15 protein-coding genes are annotated in these 20664 nt (G+C 64.9%); 13 read left to right on the top strand and 2 right to left on the bottom strand.

All coding sequences use genetic code 11. The features are described 5' to 3' along the window. Nucleotides 1-560: 560 nt before the first annotated feature. Entirely contained in the window at nucleotides 561-1211 is a 651-nt protein-coding gene (locus RM531_RS03630) for a TetR/AcrR family transcriptional regulator (protein ID WP_311657381.1), read from the bottom strand. A 206-nt stretch (nucleotides 1212-1417) separates the two neighbouring features. Between RM531_RS03630 and RM531_RS03625 the strand changes: the two genes are divergently transcribed. From RM531_RS03625 to RM531_RS03615, 3 genes are all read left to right on the top strand, one after another. Further along, complete coding sequence (locus tag RM531_RS03625) at nucleotides 1418-2623, top strand: acetyl-CoA C-acetyltransferase (RefSeq protein ID WP_311657379.1); 1206 nt, start codon at nucleotides 1418-1420, stop codon at nucleotides 2621-2623. A 91-nt stretch (nucleotides 2624-2714) separates the two neighbouring features. Further along, a complete protein-coding gene (locus tag RM531_RS03620; protein WP_311657377.1) occupies nucleotides 2715-4907 on the top strand; it encodes a 3-hydroxyacyl-CoA dehydrogenase NAD-binding domain-containing protein in 2193 nt (730 codons plus the stop codon). Nucleotides 4908-4983: 76 nt separating this feature from the next. Then, nucleotides 4984-7233 carry an acyl-CoA dehydrogenase gene (locus tag RM531_RS03615; RefSeq protein ID WP_311657375.1) on the top strand — a complete coding sequence of 750 codons (2250 nt, stop codon included), beginning with the start codon at nucleotides 4984-4986 and terminating at the stop codon, nucleotides 7231-7233. 129 nt (nucleotides 7234-7362) lie between these two features. Here the strand turns inward: RM531_RS03615 and RM531_RS03610 are convergent, their stop codons facing one another. After that, nucleotides 7363-7581, bottom strand: coding sequence for a hypothetical protein (locus RM531_RS03610; protein ID WP_311657374.1), 219 nt, complete (start codon nucleotides 7579-7581; stop codon nucleotides 7363-7365). Nucleotides 7582-7631: 50 nt separating this feature from the next. Here RM531_RS03610 and RM531_RS03605 point away from each other — a divergent pair, with 50 nt between their 5' ends. The 10 genes from RM531_RS03605 to RM531_RS03560 all read left to right on the top strand — a co-directional run bounded on the left by RM531_RS03605 (nucleotide 7632) and on the right by RM531_RS03560 (nucleotide 20643). Further along, on the top strand, nucleotides 7632-9410 hold the full coding sequence (locus RM531_RS03605; protein WP_311657373.1) for an acyclic terpene utilization AtuA family protein: 1779 nt from the start codon (nucleotides 7632-7634) through the stop codon (nucleotides 9408-9410). 17 nt (nucleotides 9411-9427) lie between these two features. Further along, a complete protein-coding gene (locus RM531_RS03600; RefSeq protein ID WP_349255388.1) occupies nucleotides 9428-11077 on the top strand; it encodes an electron transfer flavoprotein-ubiquinone oxidoreductase in 1650 nt (549 codons plus the stop codon). A 196-nt stretch (nucleotides 11078-11273) separates the two neighbouring features. Then, entirely contained in the window at nucleotides 11274-12020 is a 747-nt protein-coding gene (locus tag RM531_RS03595; protein ID WP_311657370.1) for an electron transfer flavoprotein subunit beta/FixA family protein, read from the top strand. A 166-nt stretch (nucleotides 12021-12186) separates the two neighbouring features. Then, nucleotides 12187-13134: an electron transfer flavoprotein subunit alpha/FixB family protein gene (locus tag RM531_RS03590; protein ID WP_311657368.1), complete on the top strand. Its 948-nt coding sequence runs from the start codon at nucleotides 12187-12189 to the stop codon at nucleotides 13132-13134. Nucleotides 13135-13364: 230 nt separating this feature from the next. Beyond that, nucleotides 13365-14237, top strand: a complete 873-nt coding sequence (locus tag RM531_RS03585; RefSeq protein ID WP_311657366.1) for an SDR family oxidoreductase — start codon at nucleotides 13365-13367, stop codon at nucleotides 14235-14237. 3 nt (nucleotides 14238-14240) lie between these two features. Then, on the top strand, nucleotides 14241-14717 hold the full coding sequence (locus RM531_RS03580) for a hypothetical protein (protein WP_311657364.1): 477 nt from the start codon (nucleotides 14241-14243) through the stop codon (nucleotides 14715-14717). A gap of 35 nt (nucleotides 14718-14752) precedes the next feature. After that, entirely contained in the window at nucleotides 14753-16369 is a 1617-nt protein-coding gene (locus tag RM531_RS03575; RefSeq protein WP_311657362.1) for an acyl-CoA carboxylase subunit beta, read from the top strand. Nucleotides 16370-16489: 120 nt separating this feature from the next. Continuing rightward, nucleotides 16490-17653, top strand: a complete 1164-nt coding sequence (locus tag RM531_RS03570) for an acyl-CoA dehydrogenase family protein (RefSeq protein WP_311657361.1) — start codon at nucleotides 16490-16492, stop codon at nucleotides 17651-17653. 100 nt (nucleotides 17654-17753) lie between these two features. Further along, a complete protein-coding gene (locus RM531_RS03565; RefSeq protein WP_311657360.1) occupies nucleotides 17754-18554 on the top strand; it encodes an enoyl-CoA hydratase/isomerase family protein in 801 nt (266 codons plus the stop codon). 85 nt (nucleotides 18555-18639) lie between these two features. Continuing rightward, nucleotides 18640-20643: an acetyl/propionyl/methylcrotonyl-CoA carboxylase subunit alpha gene (locus RM531_RS03560; RefSeq protein ID WP_311657359.1), complete on the top strand. Its 2004-nt coding sequence runs from the start codon at nucleotides 18640-18642 to the stop codon at nucleotides 20641-20643. The last annotated feature ends 21 nt before the right edge of the window (nucleotides 20644-20664 follow it).

Below are 20664 nucleotides of genomic sequence, written 5' to 3'. Positions count from 1 at the left end.
CTGGTTACCGGGCGGTTTACCGCCGAGCAGATCGGCCGCATGAATGCGGCCCTACCGCGCATCGGGCCGGCCCAACCGTGATGCCGGCCGTAGGGCGCCACTCATGGCGCCTGCCCGAATCAACGGACAGCCAACCCCGCAAGAATGTCATTGCGAGGCCCCGTCAGGGGCCGCGGCAATCTCGAACCTTCCTGATAACTCAGCGTTTGCAGAACTTCAAGAATGAAGAGGATTCCGCCCCGCTGACGCGGGCCGGGTAACTTTCTTGTGCGACAAGAAAGTTACCAAAGAAGCGCTTCCGGCGGGCGAGTCCTGCCTCGAACAGGGTTCGAGGCAGGATGCCCTGTGCGCTTCGGTCGGCGAGGGGGTATTTCGACGGGTCATCCATGACCCGGCGAAAACCGCGCGCCCGTCCTGGGCGCGCCCCTTCAGGCCGGGAACCTCGCCGCCCTGCAGTGCTCGGCTCGTCCCGACGGGAATAAAGAAAGGTTGCCGCGGCCGGATGTGGCCGCTTCTTCTCTCCCGTTAGCGCTTGCCGGCCGAGGAGGGTGACTCCGAAATCAGGACGCTTTGGCCCGAATGGCCTGCGGCTCGCTCGAGCTCTCCCGACTCATCGCCGCCCAGATCATGTCGAACAGGACCGGGGCCTTTTCAGTCAGGGGCTCGCTCTGGCCGCGTACCAGCCACATGGATATCTTGCGGGTGGCGACGCCCAGGAATATGTCGAGCAGGTCCTTTTCGTCCACGTCCTCGCGGAACACGCCCTGTTCGCGGCCTTCGCCGAGCACCTTCATGAAGATGGACATCAGTTCGGGCTGACGGAAGGTGTCGTCGCGGCGCCAGGTATTCAGGTAGACCGAGCTCATGATGATCTGGGCGACCCGCGGGTTGTGCTCGAAGTAGTCGAGCATCACCCAGAACACCTTGCGCAGGCGGTCCTTGTAGTTTTCGATGCCGCTCAGGTGATCGATCATCCGCTTGGCCAGTTCGCTCAGCCAGGAATCGAGACTGGAAAAAAGTAGGGTTTCCTTGCCGCCGTAATACTTGTAAATGGTCTGCAGGCTCACGCGGCCCATGGTGGCCACATCGATGAGCTTGACGCGGTGGTACTCCTGCTCCGAGAACAGCGCCAGTACGGCGGCTTCAATGCGTTCACGGGTCTTGTCATCCATGTCCGCGATCGACAACAGGCGCGGGTCCACTTGATCCATGCTTGTACCTTTCCAACAACAGATATTACCGGGCGCCATCCCGGGGCGGCCCATGATAACCGCGATGACAGAAGCGTGAAAAGTGGCCGGTGATCAGCCGATCAAGCGAGTTGATTTTTGCCGGCTTTTTGATTAGGTTTCTTTCCGGTATCTGGCGCGGCTGCTCTGCCGGCGCAAACGTAACACTTATTACAGGAAATCAAGCGATGTCCGAAGCGCTAATTTTCGATGCTGTCCGCACGCCCCGTGGCAAGGGCAAGAAGGATGGCTCCCTGCACGAGGTCAGCCCCGTTCACCTGCTCAAGAACCTGTTCGACGCGGTGCAGACCCGCAACGAGCTGGATACCAGCCAGGTGGACGATGTGGTGCTGGGCTGCGTCACCCCGGTGGGCGAGCAGGGCGCGGATATTGCCCGCACGGCGGTGATCTACTCCGGCTGGGACGAGCGCGTGGCCGGCGTCACCCAGAGCCGTTTCTGCGCTTCCGGGCTGGAGTCGGTGAACCTGGCCGCGCAGAAGGTGCGCTCCGGCTGGGAGGACCTGGTGGTCGCCGGCGGGGTCGAGTCGATGTCGCGCTGGCCGATGGGCTCGGACGGCGGCGCCATGGCGATGGACCCGCGCGTGAATGACGCCATGGGCTTTGCGCCCCAGGGGATCGGTGCGGACCTAATCGCATCCATCGAGGGTTTTTCCCGCGACGACGTGGATGCCTTTGCCGTGCGCTCCCATCAGCGGGCCGCCGCGGCGCGCGAGGACGGCCGCTTCGGCAAGTCCCTGATCCCGGTGCGCGACGTCAACGGGCTGGTCGTGCTGGATCACGACGAAACCATTCGTCCCGACAGCAGTGCCGAGGCGCTGGGCGGTCTCAAGCCCTCGTTCGAGCAGATGGGGCAGATGGGCTTCGACGACACCGCGCTGGCCAAGTACCCCACGGTGGAATCGATCAATCACGTCCATCACGCCGGCAACTCCTCCGGCATCGTCGACGGCGCCGCGCTGGTGCTGATCGGCAGCGAGGACAAGGGCAAGTCCCTGGGACTGAAGCCGCGCGGCCGCATCGTGTCGACCGCGGTGACCGGCACCGACCCCACGATCATGCTGGTCGGGCCGGGTCCTTCCTCCAAGAAGGCGCTGGACAAGGCCGGTATGAAGGCGTCGGATATCGATCTGTTCGAGATCAACGAGGCGTTCGCGGCCGTGGTGCTCCGCGCGGTGCGTGATCTGGATATCGACATCGACAAGGTCAACGTCAACGGCGGTTCCATCGCCATGGGCCATCCGCTGGGCGCCACCGGCGCGATCCTGATGAACACGGTGCTCGATGAGCTCGAGCGTCAGGACAAGCAGACCGCGTTGATCACGCTGTGCGTGGGCGGCGGCATGGGCATTGCCACCGTCATCGAGCGCGTCTGAATCACCGACACACAGCCCCGGCAAACGGCCGGGCCGGACGGCAGGCGATGAGCATCGCCGCCGCCCAGCCATCATCAGGAGACCTGCAGTCATGGCAGCCAACATGAAAGAGCACACGGACCTCGGCGGCGACGCCATCCGCGTGGAACAAGACGACAAGGGCATTCTCACCCTCACGCTGGACATGCCGGGCCGCTCGGCCAATGTCCTGAACGATCAGTTCTCGGTGCCGTTCGCGGCGCTGATCGAGCGCATCGAAAGCGATGATTCGGTCACCGGCGTGATCCTTACCTCCGGCAAGAAGAACTTCATGGTGGGGGCCAACATCGACGGTCTGTTCGCCGTGACCGATCCGGCCGTGGCATTGAAGATGGCCGGCGATTTCAAGGCCATGCTGCGGCGGCTGGAATGCTGCGGCAAACCGGTGGTGGCCGCGCTCAATGGGTCGGCCCTTGGCGGTGGGCTGGAGCTGGCGCTGGCCTGCCATCGGCGCATTGCCATCAACGATCCGAAGGCCAAGATGGCCCTGCCGGAAGTCAAGCTGGGCGTGCTGCCCGGTGGCGGCGGCACCCAGCGCCTGCCGCGTCTGATCGGCATCCAGGCGGCGCTGCCGTTGCTGACCGAGGGCAAGGAGCTGTCGCCGGAAAAGGCCGCCAAGCAGGGCTTCATCGATGAGCTGGCGGATGATGCCGACGACATGATGCGCCGTGCCCGCAAGTTCATCGAGGGCGTGATCGAAACCGGTCAGCCGGCCACCCAGCCGTGGGACCAGAAGGGCTTCAAGTTCCCCGGCGGCGATTCCAAGCATCCGGCGCAGGGCCACATGTGGCCGATCGCCCCGGCGATGATGAACCAGAAAACGCGCGGCAATTACCCCGCGCCGCGAAACATCATGTCGGCCGTATACGAGGGCGGGCTGGTGGATTTCGACACCGCGCTCAAGATCGAGGGTCGCTACTTCGCGGAGCTGGTGGTCAGCCAGGAATCCAAGAACATGATCGGTACCCTCTGGTATCAGCTTAACAAGATCAACAAGGGTGAGTCCCGACCGCAAGGTGTCGAACCCGGCCAGGTGGAGAAGCTCGGTGTGCTGGGTGCCGGCATGATGGGCGCGGGCATTGCCTACGTATCAGCCAAGGCCGGTATCGAGGTGGTGCTCAAGGACGTCGAGCAGGCCGGTGCGGAGAAGGGCAAGGCCTACTCCGAAGGGCTGGAAGACAAGGCAATCCAGCGTGGCCGGAGCACGCCGGACAGGAAGAAGGCAATTCTCGATCGGATCAAGCCGACGGCTGATGTCGCCGACCTCGATGGTTGCGACCTCATCATCGAAGCGGTGTTCGAGGACCGGGAATTGAAGGGCAAGGTGACGGAGGAGACGGAAGGCGTGATGGACCCGAAGGGTGTCTTCGGGTCCAACACTTCCACGCTCCCGATCACCGGCCTGGCCACCCGCAGCAGCCGGCCCGACCAGTTCATCGGCATCCATTTCTTCTCGCCGGTCGAGAAGATGCCGCTGGTGGAAATCATCGTCGGCGAAAAGACCAGCGACGAGACCCTGGCGCGTGCGTTCGACTACGTCCAGCAGATCCGCAAGACGCCGATCGTGGTCAACGATTCGCGCGGCTTCTATACCTCGCGCTGTTTCGCCACTTACGTGATGGAAGGCATCGCGATGCTGGCCGAGGGCCAGCACCCGCGGGCGATCGAGCAGGCGGGCCTGAAAGCCGGCATGCCGGTGGGTCCGCTGGCGCTGGAGGACGAGGTGTCGCTGTCGCTGTCCTTGCACGTGATGGACCAGACCCGCAAGGACTTCGAGGCCGAGGGCAAGCCCTACGCCCCGCACCCGGCCGAACCCACCGTCCGCAAGATGGTCGAGGTACTGGACCGTCCCGGCAAGAAGGCCGGCAAGGGGTTCTACGATTACCCCGAGGGCGGCAAGAAGCGCCTGTGGCCGGGTCTGGCCGAGCACTTCCCGCTGGCCGACGAGCAGTTCTCGCAGCAGGAAATGGTCGACCGGCTGCTTTTCGCGCAGGCCAACGAGACCGCCCGCTGCTTCGAGGAGGGGGTGGTCACCACCGCGGCCGACGCCAACATCGGCAGCATCTTCGGCTGGGGTTTCGCGCCGTTCCACGGCGGCACCCTGCAGTTCACCAACAGCGTGGGTGGCCCGGCCGCCTTTGTGTCCCGTGCCCGGGAACTGGCCGAACGCTACGGTGACCGCTTTGCTCCGGCCGCCATCCTGGAAAAGATGGCCGAATCCGGCGACCGCTTCGACGCCAGTTAATTACGGTATTCTGGCCTACAACCGCCATGCGCATCGCGCATAGCGCTCCAATCAGCCGTCAGCGAGGACCTCAACAATGTTTGCCAAGCTGCTGAAAACGATCAAGGATGCCCGGCTTCTGCCGCAGATCTCGGATACCGAGCGAGCAGCCCTGGAGGCGGGCTCCGTATGGGTGGACGGGGAATTCTTCTCCGGCAATCCGGATTTCACGTCAATGCTGGCCGAGGCCTACCCGAAGCTTTCCGCCGAGGAGCAGGCGTTTCTCGACGGCCCGGTGGAAGAACTCTGGCGGATGGTCGATACCTGGAAAACCCAGGAAACCCGCGAAGTGCCGCCGGAAGTCTGGCAATTCATGCGCGACAAGGGCTTTTTCGGCCTGATCGTGCCCAGGGAATACGGCGGCTTCGGCATGTCGACCCTGGGCCGCGCGGCGGTGATGATGAAAACCAGCGGCCTGGGCGCCGTGGGCAGCATGGTGGTGATCCCGAATACCCTGGGCGCCGCCGAACTGCTGATGGAATACGGCACCGAGGCGCAGAAGGACGAATACCTGCCCAAGCTGGCCAAGGGTGAATACGTGCCCTGTTTCGGCCTGACCGAGCCGACCGCCGGGTCGGACGCCGCGTCGATCAAGGCCGAGGGCGTGGTGTTCAAGGACGACGACGGCGAGATCAAGATCCGCCTGAACTTCGCCAAGCGCTACATCACCCTGGCGCCGGTGGCCAATCTGGTCAGCGTTGCCGCCGGCATCGCCGATCCCGACAATCTGCTGGGCAAGGGCGAATATCCCGGCATTTCGGTGTTGCTGGTGCACAAGGGCACCCCGGGGCTGGAGCTGGGCGATCACCATCTGCCGATTTCCGCGTTCGATAACGGCCCGATCATCGGCAAGGATGTGGTGGTGTCGGCCGAGAACGTCATCGGCGGGCCCGGCAACGTGGGCGAGGGCTGGCGCATGCTCATGGAGCAGCTGTCCGGCGGTCGCGCCGTGTCGCTGCCGGCCGGGGGTATTGCCAGTTGCAAGCTGGCCGCGGCGGCTACCGGGCCGTACAGCATGGTCCGCCAGCAGTTCAATATTCCGATCGGCTACATGGAAGGCCCGGAAGCCAAGATCGCCAAGATCGCGGCCATGGCCTACGCGATGGAATCCTCGCGGGTGTACGTGTGTGCGGGCGTGGACAACGGCCATCAGCCGCCGGTGACCTCGGCCATTCTCAAGCAGCACACCACCGAGATGGGCCAGCGCCTGGTGATCGACGGCCTGGACGTGATGGCCGGCGCCGGTGTCATGCAGGGGCCGAACAACATCCTCGGCGGCGCCTACATCGGCGCGCCGGTGGGCGTGACGGTGGAAGGGGCCAATATCCTGACCCGCACGCTGATCATCTTCGGGCAGGGGGCGGTGCGCTGCCATCCCTACGCGCTCAAGACCCTCCGGTCGCTGGAAGACGAGGATGTGCCGGCCTTCAAGTCGGCGGTGCTCGGCTGGATGGGCAGCTTCATGATGAACGGGCTGCGCACCATGGTCCGCGGGCTTACCCGCGGCTGGAGCTTCCGCAGCCCGGTGAAGGGCCCGACTGCCCGCTACTACCGCAAGCTGGGTTGGGCATCGGCCCGCTTTGCCTTCCTGACCGATCTGGCCCTGTTCCTGGTGGGCGCCAAGCTCAAGCAGAAGGGCAAGCTGTCGGGCCGCTTTGCGGATGCGCTTTCCTGGCAGTTGTTTGCGTTCACGACCTTGCGTCGTTTCGAGGCCGAGGGCCGGCAGGCGGAAGACCTCCCGGTGGTGCAGTGGGCGCTGGAATACAGTCTCAAGCAGATCCAGGACGCCTTCGAGGGCATTTACGCCAACTTCGATGCCCCGGTCGTGGGCTGGCTCCTGCGCTACCCCGGTCGGCTGCTGCTGCGGGCCAACCCGCTGTCCACCGGGCCGTCCGACAAGCTCGATCGCCCCGTGGCCAATGCCATCCAGGTGCCGGGCGCCCAGTACGACCGAATCGTGGATGGCCTGTACATGCCGGACGAGGATCAGCCCGGTATGGGCCGGCTGATCAAGGCCTGGCGCCTGATCAGCGAAGCCCGGCCGGCGCAGGGCAAGATCATGAAGGCGATCAAGCAGGGCCAGATCACGACCCGCGACCCCGCAGCGGCACTGGCCGAGGCGCTGGACAAGGGCGTGGTCACGGCCGCCGAGGCCGAGACCATCCGCAACGCGGAGGCCGCGCGGATGGCGGCGATCCAGGTCGATGTGTTCTCCGAGGACGAGTACTACCGCAATCGTCAGAGCGGTGGGGATGCGGTCACCATGGCTCGGGCCGCCAACGGCTGACGCCGATGGCGGGCGCCCGGCCCCGATTTTTCGGCCACGGGCGCTGATCAAATGGCGCGGGGCGGGTTCCAGCCTGCCCCGCGCAGGCGACTATCAGCAGGATGACCGGCCACGGCAGAAAGGCCGGCACTACTCGATAGGGGGCTGCTGAAAAACCCCGTTTTTCGGCAGGTCCCGCGCGGTACAAGGACGTACCGCCAAAATCATGCGCTGGAAGCGCTTGATTTTGGGAGCAAGCGCAAACCGCGTTTGCGTGCAGCGACGCTGAAACAAGGCCAGGATGGCCTTTTTCAGCAACGCCATAGAGTGGTAACAACCAGTCACCGGCCGCATTAGGCTGATTGTCATACAATCAGCGTCCCGCAAGCCGGGCGCATTCAGCAACGTCGGGGAGGAGCATGCCAAAGACCGTGCGCATCGGTGGGGGCGCCGCGATGTGGGGCGACACCCGAACCGGGCCGGCCCAACTCGTGGCCGACGGGCAGCTCGATTATCTGATGATCGAGTATCTGGCCGAGGTCACGATGTCGATTCTCACCGGCCAGCGCATGCGCGACCCCGAGGCCGGCTGGGGCCGGGATCTGGTGCCGGTGCTGGCGCCCCTGCTCCCCGAAATCAAGCGCCAGGGCATCCGCGTGATAACCAATGCCGGTGGCGTCAATCCCGCCGGGGCCCGGGACGCGCTGCATGCCGCCGCCCGGGAAGCAGGCGTGGATCTGCGCATCGCCGTGGTGACCGGGGACGATCTCAGCGGCTGGGCCACCGGCGAGGCGGTTGGCCGGCTGCAGCCGCTGGACCCGGACCAGCCCCGCCCGGACCGTTTTCTGAGCATGAATGCCTATCTCGGGGCGCTACCCATTGCCGCCGCGCTGGATGACGGGGCGGACGTGGTGATTACCGGTCGCTGCGTGGACAGCGCGCTGGCACTGGGCCCGCTGATGCACGAGTTCGGCTGGTCCCCGGACGATCATGACCACCTGTCGGCGGGCAGCCTGGTCGGCCATCTGCTCGAATGCGGGGTGCAGAGCACCGGCGGCCTTTATACCGACTGGGCGTCGGTGCCGGGCTACGACAACATGGGTTTTCCCATCGCCGAATGCCACGCCGATAGCGGTTTCGAACTGACCAAACCCGCCGGTACCGGTGGGCTGGTGAGCGTGGGCACCGCCGCCGAGCAGCTGCTCTACGAAATCGGCGATCCCAAGGCCTACCTGCTACCCGATGTCACCTGCGACTGGAGTGGCGTCGAGATCGAGCAGGTGGGCGAGGATCGCGTGCGCATCACGGGTGCCCGAGGTCTGCCGCCGACCGGCACGTACAAGGTGTCGGCCACCTACGCCGAGGGCTACCGATTGACCGCGACTTTCGTGATCGGCGGCATCGATGCGGTAGCCAAGGCCGAGCGCGTGGGCCAGGCGCTGATTGCCAAGAACCGGCGCCTGCTGCGGCAGGCGGGTTTCGGCGACTTCACCCGCACCAGCGTGCAGGTGATCGGCGGCGAATCCATGTACGGGCCGCACGGGCAGGCACGGGCGGCCCGCGAGGTGATGGTCTGGCTGGCGCTGACGCATGAATCCGATCAGGCGCTGAAGCTGTTCGGCACCGAAATCGCGCAGGCGGCCGTGTCCATGTCGCCGGGTATCACCGGCTATGCCGGCGGGCGGCCGCGGCCGAGTCCGGTGATCCGGCTGTATTCCGCGCTGGTGGACAAGCAGGCCCTGCCGGTGCGCATCGACGTCGACGGAAGCGCCCGTGATATCAACATTCCCGCCGGCGGCGGACAGGCCCCGGCACTGGCCTCTGATGCGCCCGGCGACACCGCCAGCATCGACGAGGACAGTGTCAGCGTTCCCCTGATTCGGCTGGCCATCGCGCGCAGCGGTGACAAGGGCGACAACGCAAACATCGGTATCATGGCGCGCAAGCGCGACTATCTGCCCCATATTCGCGCGGCACTGAGCGAGGCGGCGGTGGCCGATTATTTCCGGCATTACGTCGAAGGCGAGGTGTTTCGCTTCGAGTTGCCGGGTATCGGTGGTCTGAATTTCCTGCTCACCCGGGTGCTCGGCGGCGGCGGTATTGCCAGCCTGCGGGTCGACCCGCAGGGCAAGTGCTACGGGCAGATGTTGCTGGATCACCCGATCCCGGTTCCCCGGGCATTGGCGGAGCGTTTATGAGTGACCAAAGCAGTGAAATCGAGCGCGATGTCATGGAATACGACATCGTCATTGTCGGCGCGGGCCCGGCCGGCCTGTCGGCGGCGATACGCGCCAAGCAGATGGCGGCGGAAGCCGGCAGCGAGATCGACGTGTGCGTGGTGGAGAAGGGCTCCGAGGTCGGCGCCCACATTCTCTCCGGCGCTGTGTTCGAGCCGCGCGCCCTGAACGAACTGATTCCGGACTGGCAGGACAAGGGCGCGCCGCTGAACACGCCGGTATCCCGCGACGACGTCTATTTCTTCACCAGCGAGTCGAAAGCCGTGAAGACGCCGGGCCCGTTCGTGCCGCGGCCGATGCACAACCACGGCAACTACATCATCAGCCTGGGCAAGCTTACCCGCTGGCTGGGCGAGCAGGCCGAGGAGCTCGGGGTGGAAATCTACCCAGGTTTCGCCGCCGCCGACGCCATCATCGAGGATGGCGTGATCAAGGGCATTCTCACCGGCGATATGGGCGTTGACCGTCAGGGCGAGGCCAAGGAGGGCATGCACACCCCCGGCATCGAGCTGCGGGCGAAGTACACCCTGTTCGGCGAAGGCTGCCGCGGCCATATCGGCAAGCGCCTGATTCGCGAGTACGGGCTGGATGAAGAGGCCGACCCCCAGCATTACGCGATCGGCCTCAAGGAGCTGTGGGAGATCGAGCCGGCCAAATTCGAAGCCGGTCTGGTGGTTCACGGCGCCGGCTGGCCGCTGGACAACGCCAATCCGGGCGGCTCGTTTCTCTACCATTTCGACGACAACCTGGTCGCCGTGGGGCTGATCGTGGATCTGTCCTACGAAAACCCCTGGCTGAGCCCGTTTCACGAATTCCAGCGCTTCAAGCACCACCCGAAGATCGCGCAGTATCTGGACGGTGGTAAACGGCTTTCCTATGGGGCCCGCGCCATCTGCAAGGGCGGGCTGAATTCCCTGCCGAAGATGGTCATGCCCGGTGGGGCGTTGATTGGCTGCAATGCGGGCACGCTGAACTTCGCCAAGATCAAGGGCAATCACACCGCGATGAAGTCCGGCATGCTGGCCGCCGAGGCCGCATTCGACGCCGTGGCCGCGGACCGCGCCCACGATGCGCTGGACGGCTATACCCAGCGTTTCGAGGCCAGCTGGCTGCACGAGGAACTGCACGCCAGCCGCAACTTCGGGCCCGCTATCCACAAGTACGGCGCGTTGCGGGGCGGGGCGATCAACTACATCGAGCAGAACTGGTTCCGGGGCAAGGCGCCCTGGCACCTGCACGACCGTACCCCGGACCACGCCACGCTCAAGCCGGCCGATCAGGCGGAGAAGATCGAGTACCCGAAGCACGACAACAAGCTCAGCTTCGACAAGCTGTCCTCGGTGCATATTTCCAGCACCAACCACGAGGAAGATCAGCCGGTGCACCTGCAGCTCAAGGACCCGTCCATACCGATCGAGCAGAACCTGCCGACGTACGCCGAGCCGGCCCAGCGGTACTGCCCGGCCGGGGTGTACGAAGTGGTCGACGGTGATGACGGTCAGCCGCAGTTCCAGATCAACGCCCAGAACTGCGTGCACTGCAAGACCTGCGACATCAAGGACCCGGCCCAGAACATCGTCTGGGTGGCGCCCGAGGGCGGCGGCGGGCCCAACTATTCGAACATGTAGAACGGGTAAGAGAAGAGAGGAACCGCAGATTACGCAGATTTACACAGATGCAGGAGGTAGGCGGATGGCGACCCTCCCGGCCGGAAAGCTCGGACTGGCATCAGGAGCGCCTTACCCGACCACTTTCTTACAATCTGCGTCTATCTGCGTAATCTGCGGTTAAGTTTTCGAGATCAACGACAAGAGACGGAAAGGCATGAAAGTACTGGTAGCGGTGAAGCGCGCGATTGATTACAACGTGCGCATCCAGATCAAGTCGGACGGTTCCGGCGTGGTCACCGACGGGGTCAAGCACAGCATGAACCCCTTCGACGAGATTGCCGTTGAGCAGGCAATCCGCTGGAAGGAAGCCGGCGTGGCCGACGAAGTGGTGGCCGTGACCATCGGCCCCAAGGCCAGCCAGGAAACCCTGCGCACCGCGCTGGCGTTCGGCTGCGACCGCGCCATTCACGTCGCCAGCGACGAGGAAGTCCAGCCGCTGACCGCCGCCCGGGTGTTCAAGGCGCTGGCGGAAAAGGAAGAACCCGGCGTCTTCCTGATGGGCAAGCAGGCCATCGATGACGACAACAACCAGACCGGCCAGATGACCGCCGCGCTGCTGGAATGGCCGCAGGCCACGTTCGCCTCCGAAATCGACATGGGTGACGGCAGCGCCAAGGTGACTCGCGAAATCGACGCCGGCCTGGAAGTCATCGACGTCGACCTGCCGGCCGTGATCACCGCCGATCTGCGTCTCAACGAGCCACGCTATCTCAAGCTGCCGGACATCATGAAGGCCAAGAAGAAGCCGCTGGATGAAACCGATCTCGGCGAACTGGGCGTCGAGGCCGCCGCCGCCATCACCGTCAGCAAGACCGCGCCGCCGCCCGAGCGCGAGCCCGGCGTGATGGTGGAGTCGGTCGACGACCTGGTCGGCAAGCTCAAGGACAAGGGTCTGTTGTAAGACAAGAAGATCCGCAGATTACGCAGATTGCGCCGATTCGGAAGAAAGACTCATCGCTGATTTCGACCAATCTGCGTCATCGGCGAAATCTGCGGATACATACTCTTGTGCGACGGCTGACGACGCTTAACGACACCCGACAGAATTCTTCTGGAGATTCGAAACGATGAGCAAGATTCTTATTGTGGCCGATCATCTCGATGGCCAGCTCAACAGCTCCACCGCCCGGACCGTGGCCTGTGCCGCGGAAATCGGCGGTGATATCGACATCCTGGTGCTGGCTGATAATGCCGGCCCCATCGCCGAGGCCGCGGCCGGGCTGGACGGTGTGAGCCGCGTACTCACGGTCGAGCGGGCCGAGAACGCCCACCCGCTGGCGGCCATCTACGCCCCGCAGATCGCCGCCGCGGCCGCACAGGGCGAGTACAGCCACGTGCTCGGCCCCAACACCACCTTCGGTAAGGACCTCATGCCCCGGGTGGCCGCCAAGCTTGGCGTGGCCATGGTGACGGATATTGCTGCCGTGCACGGCCCGCACGAATTCGAGCGGCCGATCTACGCCGGCAACGCAGTGAACACCGTCAAAGCCCCGGACGGCCAGACGCTGGTGGCCTCGGTCCGCTGTGCCTCCTACGGCGCCGTGGGCGCGGGCGGCAGTGCCGCTGTGGAAGCCCTGAGCCTCGATGCCGAGCTTCCGGGCCACACCCGGTTCGTCGAGCTCCAGGCCAGCAGTTCCGACCGGCCCGATCTGCAGACCGCCGGCAAGGTGGTCTCCGGCGGCCGTGGCGTGGGCAGCGAGGAGAACTTCAAGGTCATCTACGACTTCGCCGACAAGATCGGCGCCGCGGTGGGCGCGTCACGCGCGGCGGTGGACGCCGGTTACGTGCCCAACGACATGCAGGTGGGCCAGACCGGCAAGATCATCAGCCCGGAGCTGTACATGTGCTTCGGCATCTCCGGCGCCATCCAGCATCTGGCCGGCATCAAGGATGCCGGCACCATCGTCGCCATCAACAAGGACGAGGAAGCCCCGATCTTCGAAGTGGCCGACTTCGGGCTGGTGGGTGATCTGTTCAAGGTGCTGCCGGACCTGGAACAGGCGGTGGGCAAGTAGATCGGCGAACCGAAGATCAAGACAGAAACCGCAGATTTCGCAGATTGCGCCGATTATTAGTGAGAGGCGGAAAGGTATATGCCTCGGAGCCAGTTCTGCTGGAGCAGTGCGAGTTGTTTCCGCGGATGCACGATTTGAAACACACAACTGCCGTGTACAGGAGCTTCCTGTGAATCATCTGCGTCCATCTGCGAAATCTGCGGTTCCAGTTCTTCAGGATTAGCGCAAAAGTGCAATACGACTCGATCTTCAAGCCTGATCTGTTCGCCGGCCAGCGTATTCTCGTGACCGGCGGCGGCAGTGGCATTGGCCGCTGCGTGGCCCACGAGCTGGCCAGCCTCGGCGCGATCGTGGCGCTGGTCGGTCGGCGTGGCGAGAAGCTCGCCGAGGTGGCGGCCGAGATTGCCGAGGACGGCGGTCAGACCACCTGCCATGCGCTGGACATCCGCCAGGAAGACGACGTCAAGCGAGTCGTCGGCGAGATACTTGTCGAGCACGGCCGGTTGGATGGCCTGATCAACAACGCCGGTGGCCAGTTCCCGTCACCGCTGGCCGGGATCAACCAGAAAGGGTTCGAGACGGTGGTGCGCACCAACCTCACCGGGGGCTTCCTGGTCGCCCGGGAGGTGTTCAACCAGCACATGAACCGGAACGGCGGCGCCATCGTCAACATCATCGCCGACATGTGGGGCGGCATGCCCGGCATGGGTCACTCGGGCGCGGCGCGTGCCGGCATGTTGAATCTCACCGAGACCTGTGCGGTGGAGTGGGGCGGTGCCGGCGTGCGCGTGAATGCAGTAGCCCCGGGCTGGGTGGCCTCCAGTGGCCTGGATACCTATGAGGATCCGGCGATCAAGGAGATGATCCCGAAACTCAAGGAGAGTGTGCCGCTCCAGCGGCTGGCCACGGAATCCGAAATCAGCTCGGCGATCTGCTTTCTGCTGAGCCCCGGCGCCGCGTTCATTTCCGGTGCCTGCATCCGGGTTGACGGTGGCGCCCCCTGCAACAGCCGGACCTATCCGTTGACCGACAACGGCCGATCCCGTCCCTATCAGGGTTTTCACCGCTATCAGGCGCCGGCCGCGCTGGTCGGCGGGGAGTAAGCCATGCGCCGTGTTCTGATTCTGCTGCTGATGCTGACGGCCACCACCGCGAGCGCCGACTGGCGCAAGACCGCGGATACCGACGAGAAGGTCGAGACGCTGGTCGAGATCCTGCCCGGCACGTCGCACTGGATGCTTGACGTGGCCGAGCGCTATCGCAATCTCTACTGGGCGGCAAAGCTGGAACAATGGGAGTTCGCCGCCTATCAGGCGGACAAGCTGCACGGCCTGCTGGACGAGACCGTGCCGCTGGCCCGCGACAAGCGCGCGGAGACAGCGGCGCGGTTCGTCGACCGCGTGTATCCCGAACTGACCGAGGCGGTGCAAAGCCGCGACTGGGATCGCTTCGAATCCGCCTTCGAGAGCATGCGCGGGGAATGTATTGCCTGTCATGCCGCCAACGACTACGGCTTCATCATTCCCGCGAAGGTGCCGCGTCGCGGCGAAAGCCCGGCCCTGCATTTCGACGACACGCCCTGACCCGGGCACGACTGTGATCCACCCGCGAGATTCCCATGCCGTTGATTGAATCGACCGTTGACCGCAGCGGCGAGACGTTCGTCCGCAATCGCGAGGAAATGCTGGCCTGCATCCAGCGCTTCCGCGACGTGGAGGACAAGGTCCGGGCCAGCGAGGAAGCCCGGCGCGGCCGTTACGACGAACGCGGCCAGATCCTGCCGCGTGAACGGGTGAGCCTGCTGCTCGATCGCGGCTCCCCGTTCCTGGAGATTTCCACCCTCTGCGGCTACGGCCATCACGACGATACCGACGGTTCCCTGGCCGGCGGCAACACCATCATCGGCATCGGCTACGTTACCGGCGTGCGCTGCCTGATCGTGGCCTCCAACAGTGCCATCAAGGGCGGCACCATGACTCCCTGGGGCGTGCAGAAGACGCTGCGCTGCCAGGAAATCGCCATGGAGAACAAGCTGCCGGTGGTTTCGCTGATCGAATCCGGCGGGGCGAATCTTCTCTATCAGGCGGAGCTGTTCATTCCTGGCGGCAAGACCTTCGCCAACCAGGCGCGGCTGTCGGCGATGGGTATTCCGCAGGTTACCGTGGTGCACGGTTCCAGCACCGCGGGCGGCGCCTACATGCCGGGGCTGTCGGACCACGTGGTAATGGTGCGCGGCAACGCCAAGGTGTTCCTGGCCGGCCCGCCGCTGCTCAAATCCGCAACCGGTGAAGTGGCCACGGACGAGGAGCTGGGCGGCGCCGACATGCACGGCACCCAGGCCGGCACCACCGAGTATCTGGCCGAGAACGACGTTGACGGTATCCGGCTGGCCCGGGAGATCGTGGCCGGGCTGGGCTGGAACGAGCGGCAGGCGCCGTTACCGGCGCCGGCCTTCACGCCGCCCCATCACGACATCGACGAACTCTGCGGCATCGTGCCCGCGGACTATCGCAAGCCGTTCGACTGCCGGGAGGTCATCGCCCGGGTGGTGGACAGCTCGGAATTCATGGAATTCAAGGCCGACCTGGACCAGCAGACCATCTGCGGCCGCGGGCGGATCGAGGGCCATACCGTGGGTTTCATCGGCAACAACGGGCCGATTACCACCAAGGGGGCCAACAAGGCCGGCCAGTTCATTCAGCTGTGCTGCCAGTCGAATACGCCGATCGTGTACCTGATGAATACCACCGGTTACATGGTGGGCACGGAGTCCGAGCAGAACGGCATGGTCAAGCACGGCTCCAAGATGATCCAGGCAGTGGCCAACGCCAGCGTGCCGCAGATCACCATCGTCATGGGTGGCTCGTTCGGGGCCGGCAACTACGGCATGTGCGGCCGGGGCTTCGGTCCGCGCTTCATCTTCGCCTGGCCGAATTCGCGCACCAGCGTGATGGGCGGGGAGCAGGCCGCCGGCGTGATGGCCATCATCACCGAGGAGAAGATGACCAAGGCCGGCCAGCCGGTCGACCAGGACAAGCTGGCAGCGATGAAGCAGAAGATCATCGACCAGTTCGACGCCGAGTCCGACGCCCTGGCCGCCACCGCGCGGCTGTTCGATGACGGGCTGATCGACCCGCGCGACACGCGCCGGGTGCTGGCTTTCACGCTGTCGGTCTGTCGTGACGCCGAGACGCGCGAGCTGCAGCCCAGCAGTTTCGGGGTGGCGCGGTTTTAAGACAGGAACCGCAGATTTCGCAGATCAGCGCAGATTTGAAAAGGTGACGTTTCAGAGCAACGAGCCATCTGCGGTCATCTGCGAAATCTGCGGTTAGTTCCTCTTCTTCAGGTCTTCAAGATGGAAATTACGCACGAGCATCAGCAGATATTCGACACCACCCGGAAGTTCGTCGAGGAGACGATCAATCCGCATGTGGATGACTGGGAAGCCTCCGGCATGTGGCCGGCTCACGACATTCTCGGGCAGATGGGTGATCTTGGCCTGCTGGGCATCGCCAAGCCCGAGGAGGTCGGCGGGCTGGGGCTCGATTATTCCTATCAGATGCTGTTTGCCGAGGCCCTGGGCCACTGCCGCGTGGGTGGCGTACCCATGGCCATTGGCGTGCAGACCGACATGGCAACGCCCGCGCTGGCGCGCTACGGCTCGGACGAGCTCAAGCGCGATTTCCTGATGCCGGCCATCGCGGGCCAGCAGGTGGCCTGCATCGGCGTGTCCGAACCGGGCGCCGGCTCGGATGTGGCCAGCATCAAGACCACCGCCCGCCGCGATGGCGACGACTACGTGATCAACGGTCAGAAGATGTGGATCACCAACGGCGTCCAGGGCGACTGGATCTGCCTGCTGGTGAATACCGGCGAATCCGGCGACGGCAACCGGCACGGCAACAAGTCGCTGATCGTGGTGCCGCTGGACACACCGGGTATCGACCGCAAGACCAAGCTCGACAAGCTGGGGCAGCGCTCCTCGGATACCGCCATCATCTTCTTCGAGGACGTGCGGGTGCCGGCCCGCTACCTGATTGGCGAGGAGGGCAAGGGTTTCGTTTACCAGATGCAGCAGTTCCAGGAGGAACGTCTGTTCCTGTCCGCCAGCATCCTGGCGGCCATGGACCGCTGCATCGCGGAAACCGCCGAGTACGCCGGCCAGCGCAAGGCCTTCGGCGGCACCGTGCTCAACCAGCAGTATGTGCACTACCGCCTGTCCGAACTGGCCACTGAGGTGGAAGCCACCCGGGCGCTGGTCTATCAGGCCACGGAAAAGCTGCTGGCCGGCGAGGACGTCACGCTGCTGGCTTCCATGGCCAAGCTCAAGAGCGCGCGGGTTGCCCGCGACGTGGCCGATGATTGCCTGCAGTTCTGGGGCGGGCAGGGCTTCATGTGGGACAACCAGGTGGCCCAGTTTTACCGTGACCTGCGGCTGCACTCGATCGGCGGCGGCGCCGACGAGGTGATGCTGTCGATCATCAGCAAGCGCTTGATCGCCGGCCTGGGCGCACGTTGATCGCTGTAACCGCAGAGGATGCAAAGAGCGCGAAGGTAATGAGGCTGTTTTTGCGTTCTTTGCGCGCTTTGCGGCTCTAAATTGAGAGCCGGGAAAGTCAATGAAACATCCAGTATTTGAAACCCTGAGTGTCGAGACCGACAAGGGTGTGCTCCATGCCACCCTCAATCGTCCCGAGGCCCGCAATGCGATGAATGTGGCGATGGTGCGGGAGCTCACCGAACTCGCCGGATTCGCCAACGAACACGCGGACGTCCGGGCACTGGTTATCCGGGGCGCGGCGGGCAATTTCTGCGCCGGCGGCGACATCAAGGACATGGCCCGCATCCGGCAGGCGGACGGCAGCGGCGACCCGGCGGCCGACTACAACCGAGGCTTCGGGACCATGCTCACCGCCCTGTCGCGGACTCGCGCGGCGGTCGTTGCGGTGCTGGAAGGTGCGGTGCTGGGCGGCGGCTTCGGGCTGGCCTGCATCTCGGATGTCGCCATCGCCCACAGGGACGCAAAATTCGGCCTGCCGGAAACGGGTCTGGGCCTGCCGCCGGCCCAGATCGCCCCGTTCGTGGTCGCCCGCATCGGCCTGACGCAGGCGCGCCGCCTGGGCGTGTGCGGCGGCCGCTTCGATGGCGAGGAGGCCCGCCGCCTGGGGCTGGTGCATTTCTGCGAGTCGGATGAGTCGGCCGTGGCGGTGCGGCTGGATGAAACCCTCGGACAGATCCGGCGCTGTGCCCCCAACGCCAACGCCATCACCAAGGCCCTGATGCTGCGGGTGGGTAACGAAGAGCTCGAACCTCTGCTGGACGATGCGGCTCGCCAGTTTTCCGAATGCGTGCGCAGTGACGAAGGCAAGGAGGGCACCGCGGCGTTCATCGAGAAACGATTGCCGGGCTGGGCAGAGTGACCAATCGCAAGGCAAGCAACGCGGAAACACCGGCAGACAGCGTTTCGGCGTGGCCTGTGGTTACCAAAGGATCGGGAAGTACGCCATGAACAAGATACTGGTCGCCAACCGTGGCGAGATTGCCGTCCGCGTGCTGCAGGGTGCGGCAGATCTCGGCTACCGCACGGTGGCCGTTTACAGCGATGCCGATGCCGACGCGCGCCATGTCCGCGTGGCCGATGAGGCCGTACGCATCGGGCCGCCGGCGGCCAGCGATTCCTATCTGTCGGTTCCGGCGATCATCGAGGCGGCGCGCGCCACCGGCACGGACGCCGTGCATCCGGGGTACGGCTTCCTGGCCGAGAACGCCGACTTCGCCAGGGCGGTGGAGGCAGCGGGTCTGATCTTCGTCGGCCCGCAGCCCGAGGCCATTGACCTCATGGGTAACAAGCGGGCGGCCAAGGAGCGCATGGAAGCCGCCGGCGTGCCCTGCATTCCCGGCTTCAAGGGCAGCGACGACGTCGAACAACTGGCGGCAAAAGCCGGAGAGATCGGCCTGCCGGTGATGATCAAGGCGGCAGCAGGCGGCGGCGGGCGCGGGATGCGTCTGGTGGAAGAGGCCGCCGGCCTGGCTGATGCAATCAAGTCGGCCCGTTCGGAGGCCAGGAGCGCCTTCGGCAACGACGAGATCATCATCGAAAAGGCGGTCACCGGCGCCCGCCACGTGGAAATCCAGGTGTTGGCCGACACCCATGGCCATGTGATTCACCTGGGCGAACGCGACTGCTCTGTCCAGCGCCGACATCAGAAGATCGTCGAGGAAAGCCCCTGTCCGGTGGCTACCCCGGAATTGCGCGCCGCCATGGGTGCGGCGGCGGTCGCCGCGGCGCAGGCGATCGACTATCGCGGCGCCGGTACGGTCGAATTCCTGCTGGATGCCGACGGCAAGTTCTACTTCCTGGAGATGAATACCCGCCTGCAGGTCGAGCATCCGGTGACCGAGCTGGTGACCGGCGTGGATCTCGTGGCCTGGCAGCTGCGGGTCGCGAATGGGGAACACCTTACGCTGACCCAGGACGATATCCGGCTGCGTGGCCATGCCATCGAAGTGCGCCTTTGTGCCGAGGAACCGGCCAACCAGTTCCTGCCGCAGACCGGGCCGATACTGGCCTGGCAGCCGCCAGCCGGCGAGGGCATCCGGGTGGACCACGGCGTGCTCGACGGAGGTGAGGTCAGCCCGCATTACGACTCCATGCAGGCCAAGATCATCGCCTTCGGCGAGACCCGCGACATTGCCCGGCAGCGGTTGTTGCGGGCACTGGACGACACCATTCTCTTCGGCGTGGCCAGCAACCGGGACTTCCTGCGGCTGACCCTGGCGCATCCTGCGTTCGCCGACGGCGTCTTCGATACCGGCTTCGTGCCCACCCATTTTCCGGATGTTGCGGCGTCCCTGCCGGTCGCCGACACCCGCCATGCCGCGCTCGCCGCCGCGCTCTGTTTCCATGGTGATCTCCACCGGTTGGCCGGCGAGCGGCGACTCAGCGAGGAATTGCTGACCTGGCACAGCGCCAATCCGAGTCCGGCGCCACTGGTGCTGCGCGCCGGGCAGGCGCAGGACAAGATTCGTCTGTGGGTGCACGCCCAGGGGCCGGGGCAATACCGCGTTACCACGGGCGATGGGGAGCAGTTCGTTGACCACGAAATCGCTCTCGACGACCTGACTGACCGCCACCTGCGCTGCCGGATCGACGGCGCCGACCACCGGGCCCGTTTCACCCGTTGCGACGACGCCCTCTGGCTGGACCTGCTGGGCCTGACGCTGGCCTATTACGACGTCACGCTTGCAGCCGCCGAAACCCGCGGTGATGTTCAGGGCTCCGGCGAGATCATCGCCAACAGCGATGGCAAGATCATCGAGGTCCGGGTGGCTACCGGCGATCGGGTCGAACACGGCCAGACGCTACTGGTGCTCGAAGCGATGAAGATGGAATTCCAGGTGGCCGCCGATGTGGACGGCGAGATCGCCGAGGTGGCGGTCGCGGCCGGGGATCAGGTTGGCGCGCGACAACTACTGGTGCGAATCACGCCGAACGATGCCGAGGGCTGACATTCGGTCGAGGCGACTCTT

The organism is Spectribacter acetivorans (genome assembly GCF_031846305.1).
Taxonomy (GTDB): domain Bacteria; phylum Pseudomonadota; class Gammaproteobacteria; order Nevskiales; family Salinisphaeraceae; genus Spectribacter; species Spectribacter acetivorans.
The sequence above is the reverse complement of the archived record's forward strand: the minus strand, read 5'-3'. Positions and strand labels throughout refer to the sequence as shown.

What these genes read in the sequence shown, in the direction of transcription:
- RM531_RS03560 (WP_311657359.1), top strand. Translation starts at nt 18,640, where the DNA reads ATGAACAAGATACTGGTCGCCAACCGTGGCGAGATTGCCGTCCGCGTG.
- RM531_RS03575 (WP_311657362.1), top strand. Translation starts at nt 14,753, where the DNA reads ATGCCGTTGATTGAATCGACCGTTGACCGCAGCGGCGAGACGTTCGTC.
- RM531_RS03615 (WP_311657375.1), top strand. Translation starts at nt 4,984, where the DNA reads ATGTTTGCCAAGCTGCTGAAAACGATCAAGGATGCCCGGCTTCTGCCG.
- RM531_RS03610 (WP_311657374.1), bottom strand. Translation starts at nt 7,581, where the DNA reads ATGACAATCAGCCTAATGCGGCCGGTGACTGGTTGTTACCACTCTATG.
- RM531_RS03580 (WP_311657364.1), top strand. Translation starts at nt 14,241, where the DNA reads ATGCGCCGTGTTCTGATTCTGCTGCTGATGCTGACGGCCACCACCGCG.
- RM531_RS03570 (WP_311657361.1), top strand. Translation starts at nt 16,490, where the DNA reads ATGGAAATTACGCACGAGCATCAGCAGATATTCGACACCACCCGGAAG.
- RM531_RS03590 (WP_311657368.1), top strand. Translation starts at nt 12,187, where the DNA reads ATGAGCAAGATTCTTATTGTGGCCGATCATCTCGATGGCCAGCTCAAC.
- RM531_RS03630 (WP_311657381.1), bottom strand. Translation starts at nt 1,211, where the DNA reads ATGGATCAAGTGGACCCGCGCCTGTTGTCGATCGCGGACATGGATGAC.
- RM531_RS03595 (WP_311657370.1), top strand. Translation starts at nt 11,274, where the DNA reads ATGAAAGTACTGGTAGCGGTGAAGCGCGCGATTGATTACAACGTGCGC.
- RM531_RS03625 (WP_311657379.1), top strand. Translation starts at nt 1,418, where the DNA reads ATGTCCGAAGCGCTAATTTTCGATGCTGTCCGCACGCCCCGTGGCAAG.
- RM531_RS03565 (WP_311657360.1), top strand. Translation starts at nt 17,754, where the DNA reads ATGAAACATCCAGTATTTGAAACCCTGAGTGTCGAGACCGACAAGGGT.
- RM531_RS03605 (WP_311657373.1), top strand. Translation starts at nt 7,632, where the DNA reads ATGCCAAAGACCGTGCGCATCGGTGGGGGCGCCGCGATGTGGGGCGAC.
- RM531_RS03620 (WP_311657377.1), top strand. Translation starts at nt 2,715, where the DNA reads ATGGCAGCCAACATGAAAGAGCACACGGACCTCGGCGGCGACGCCATC.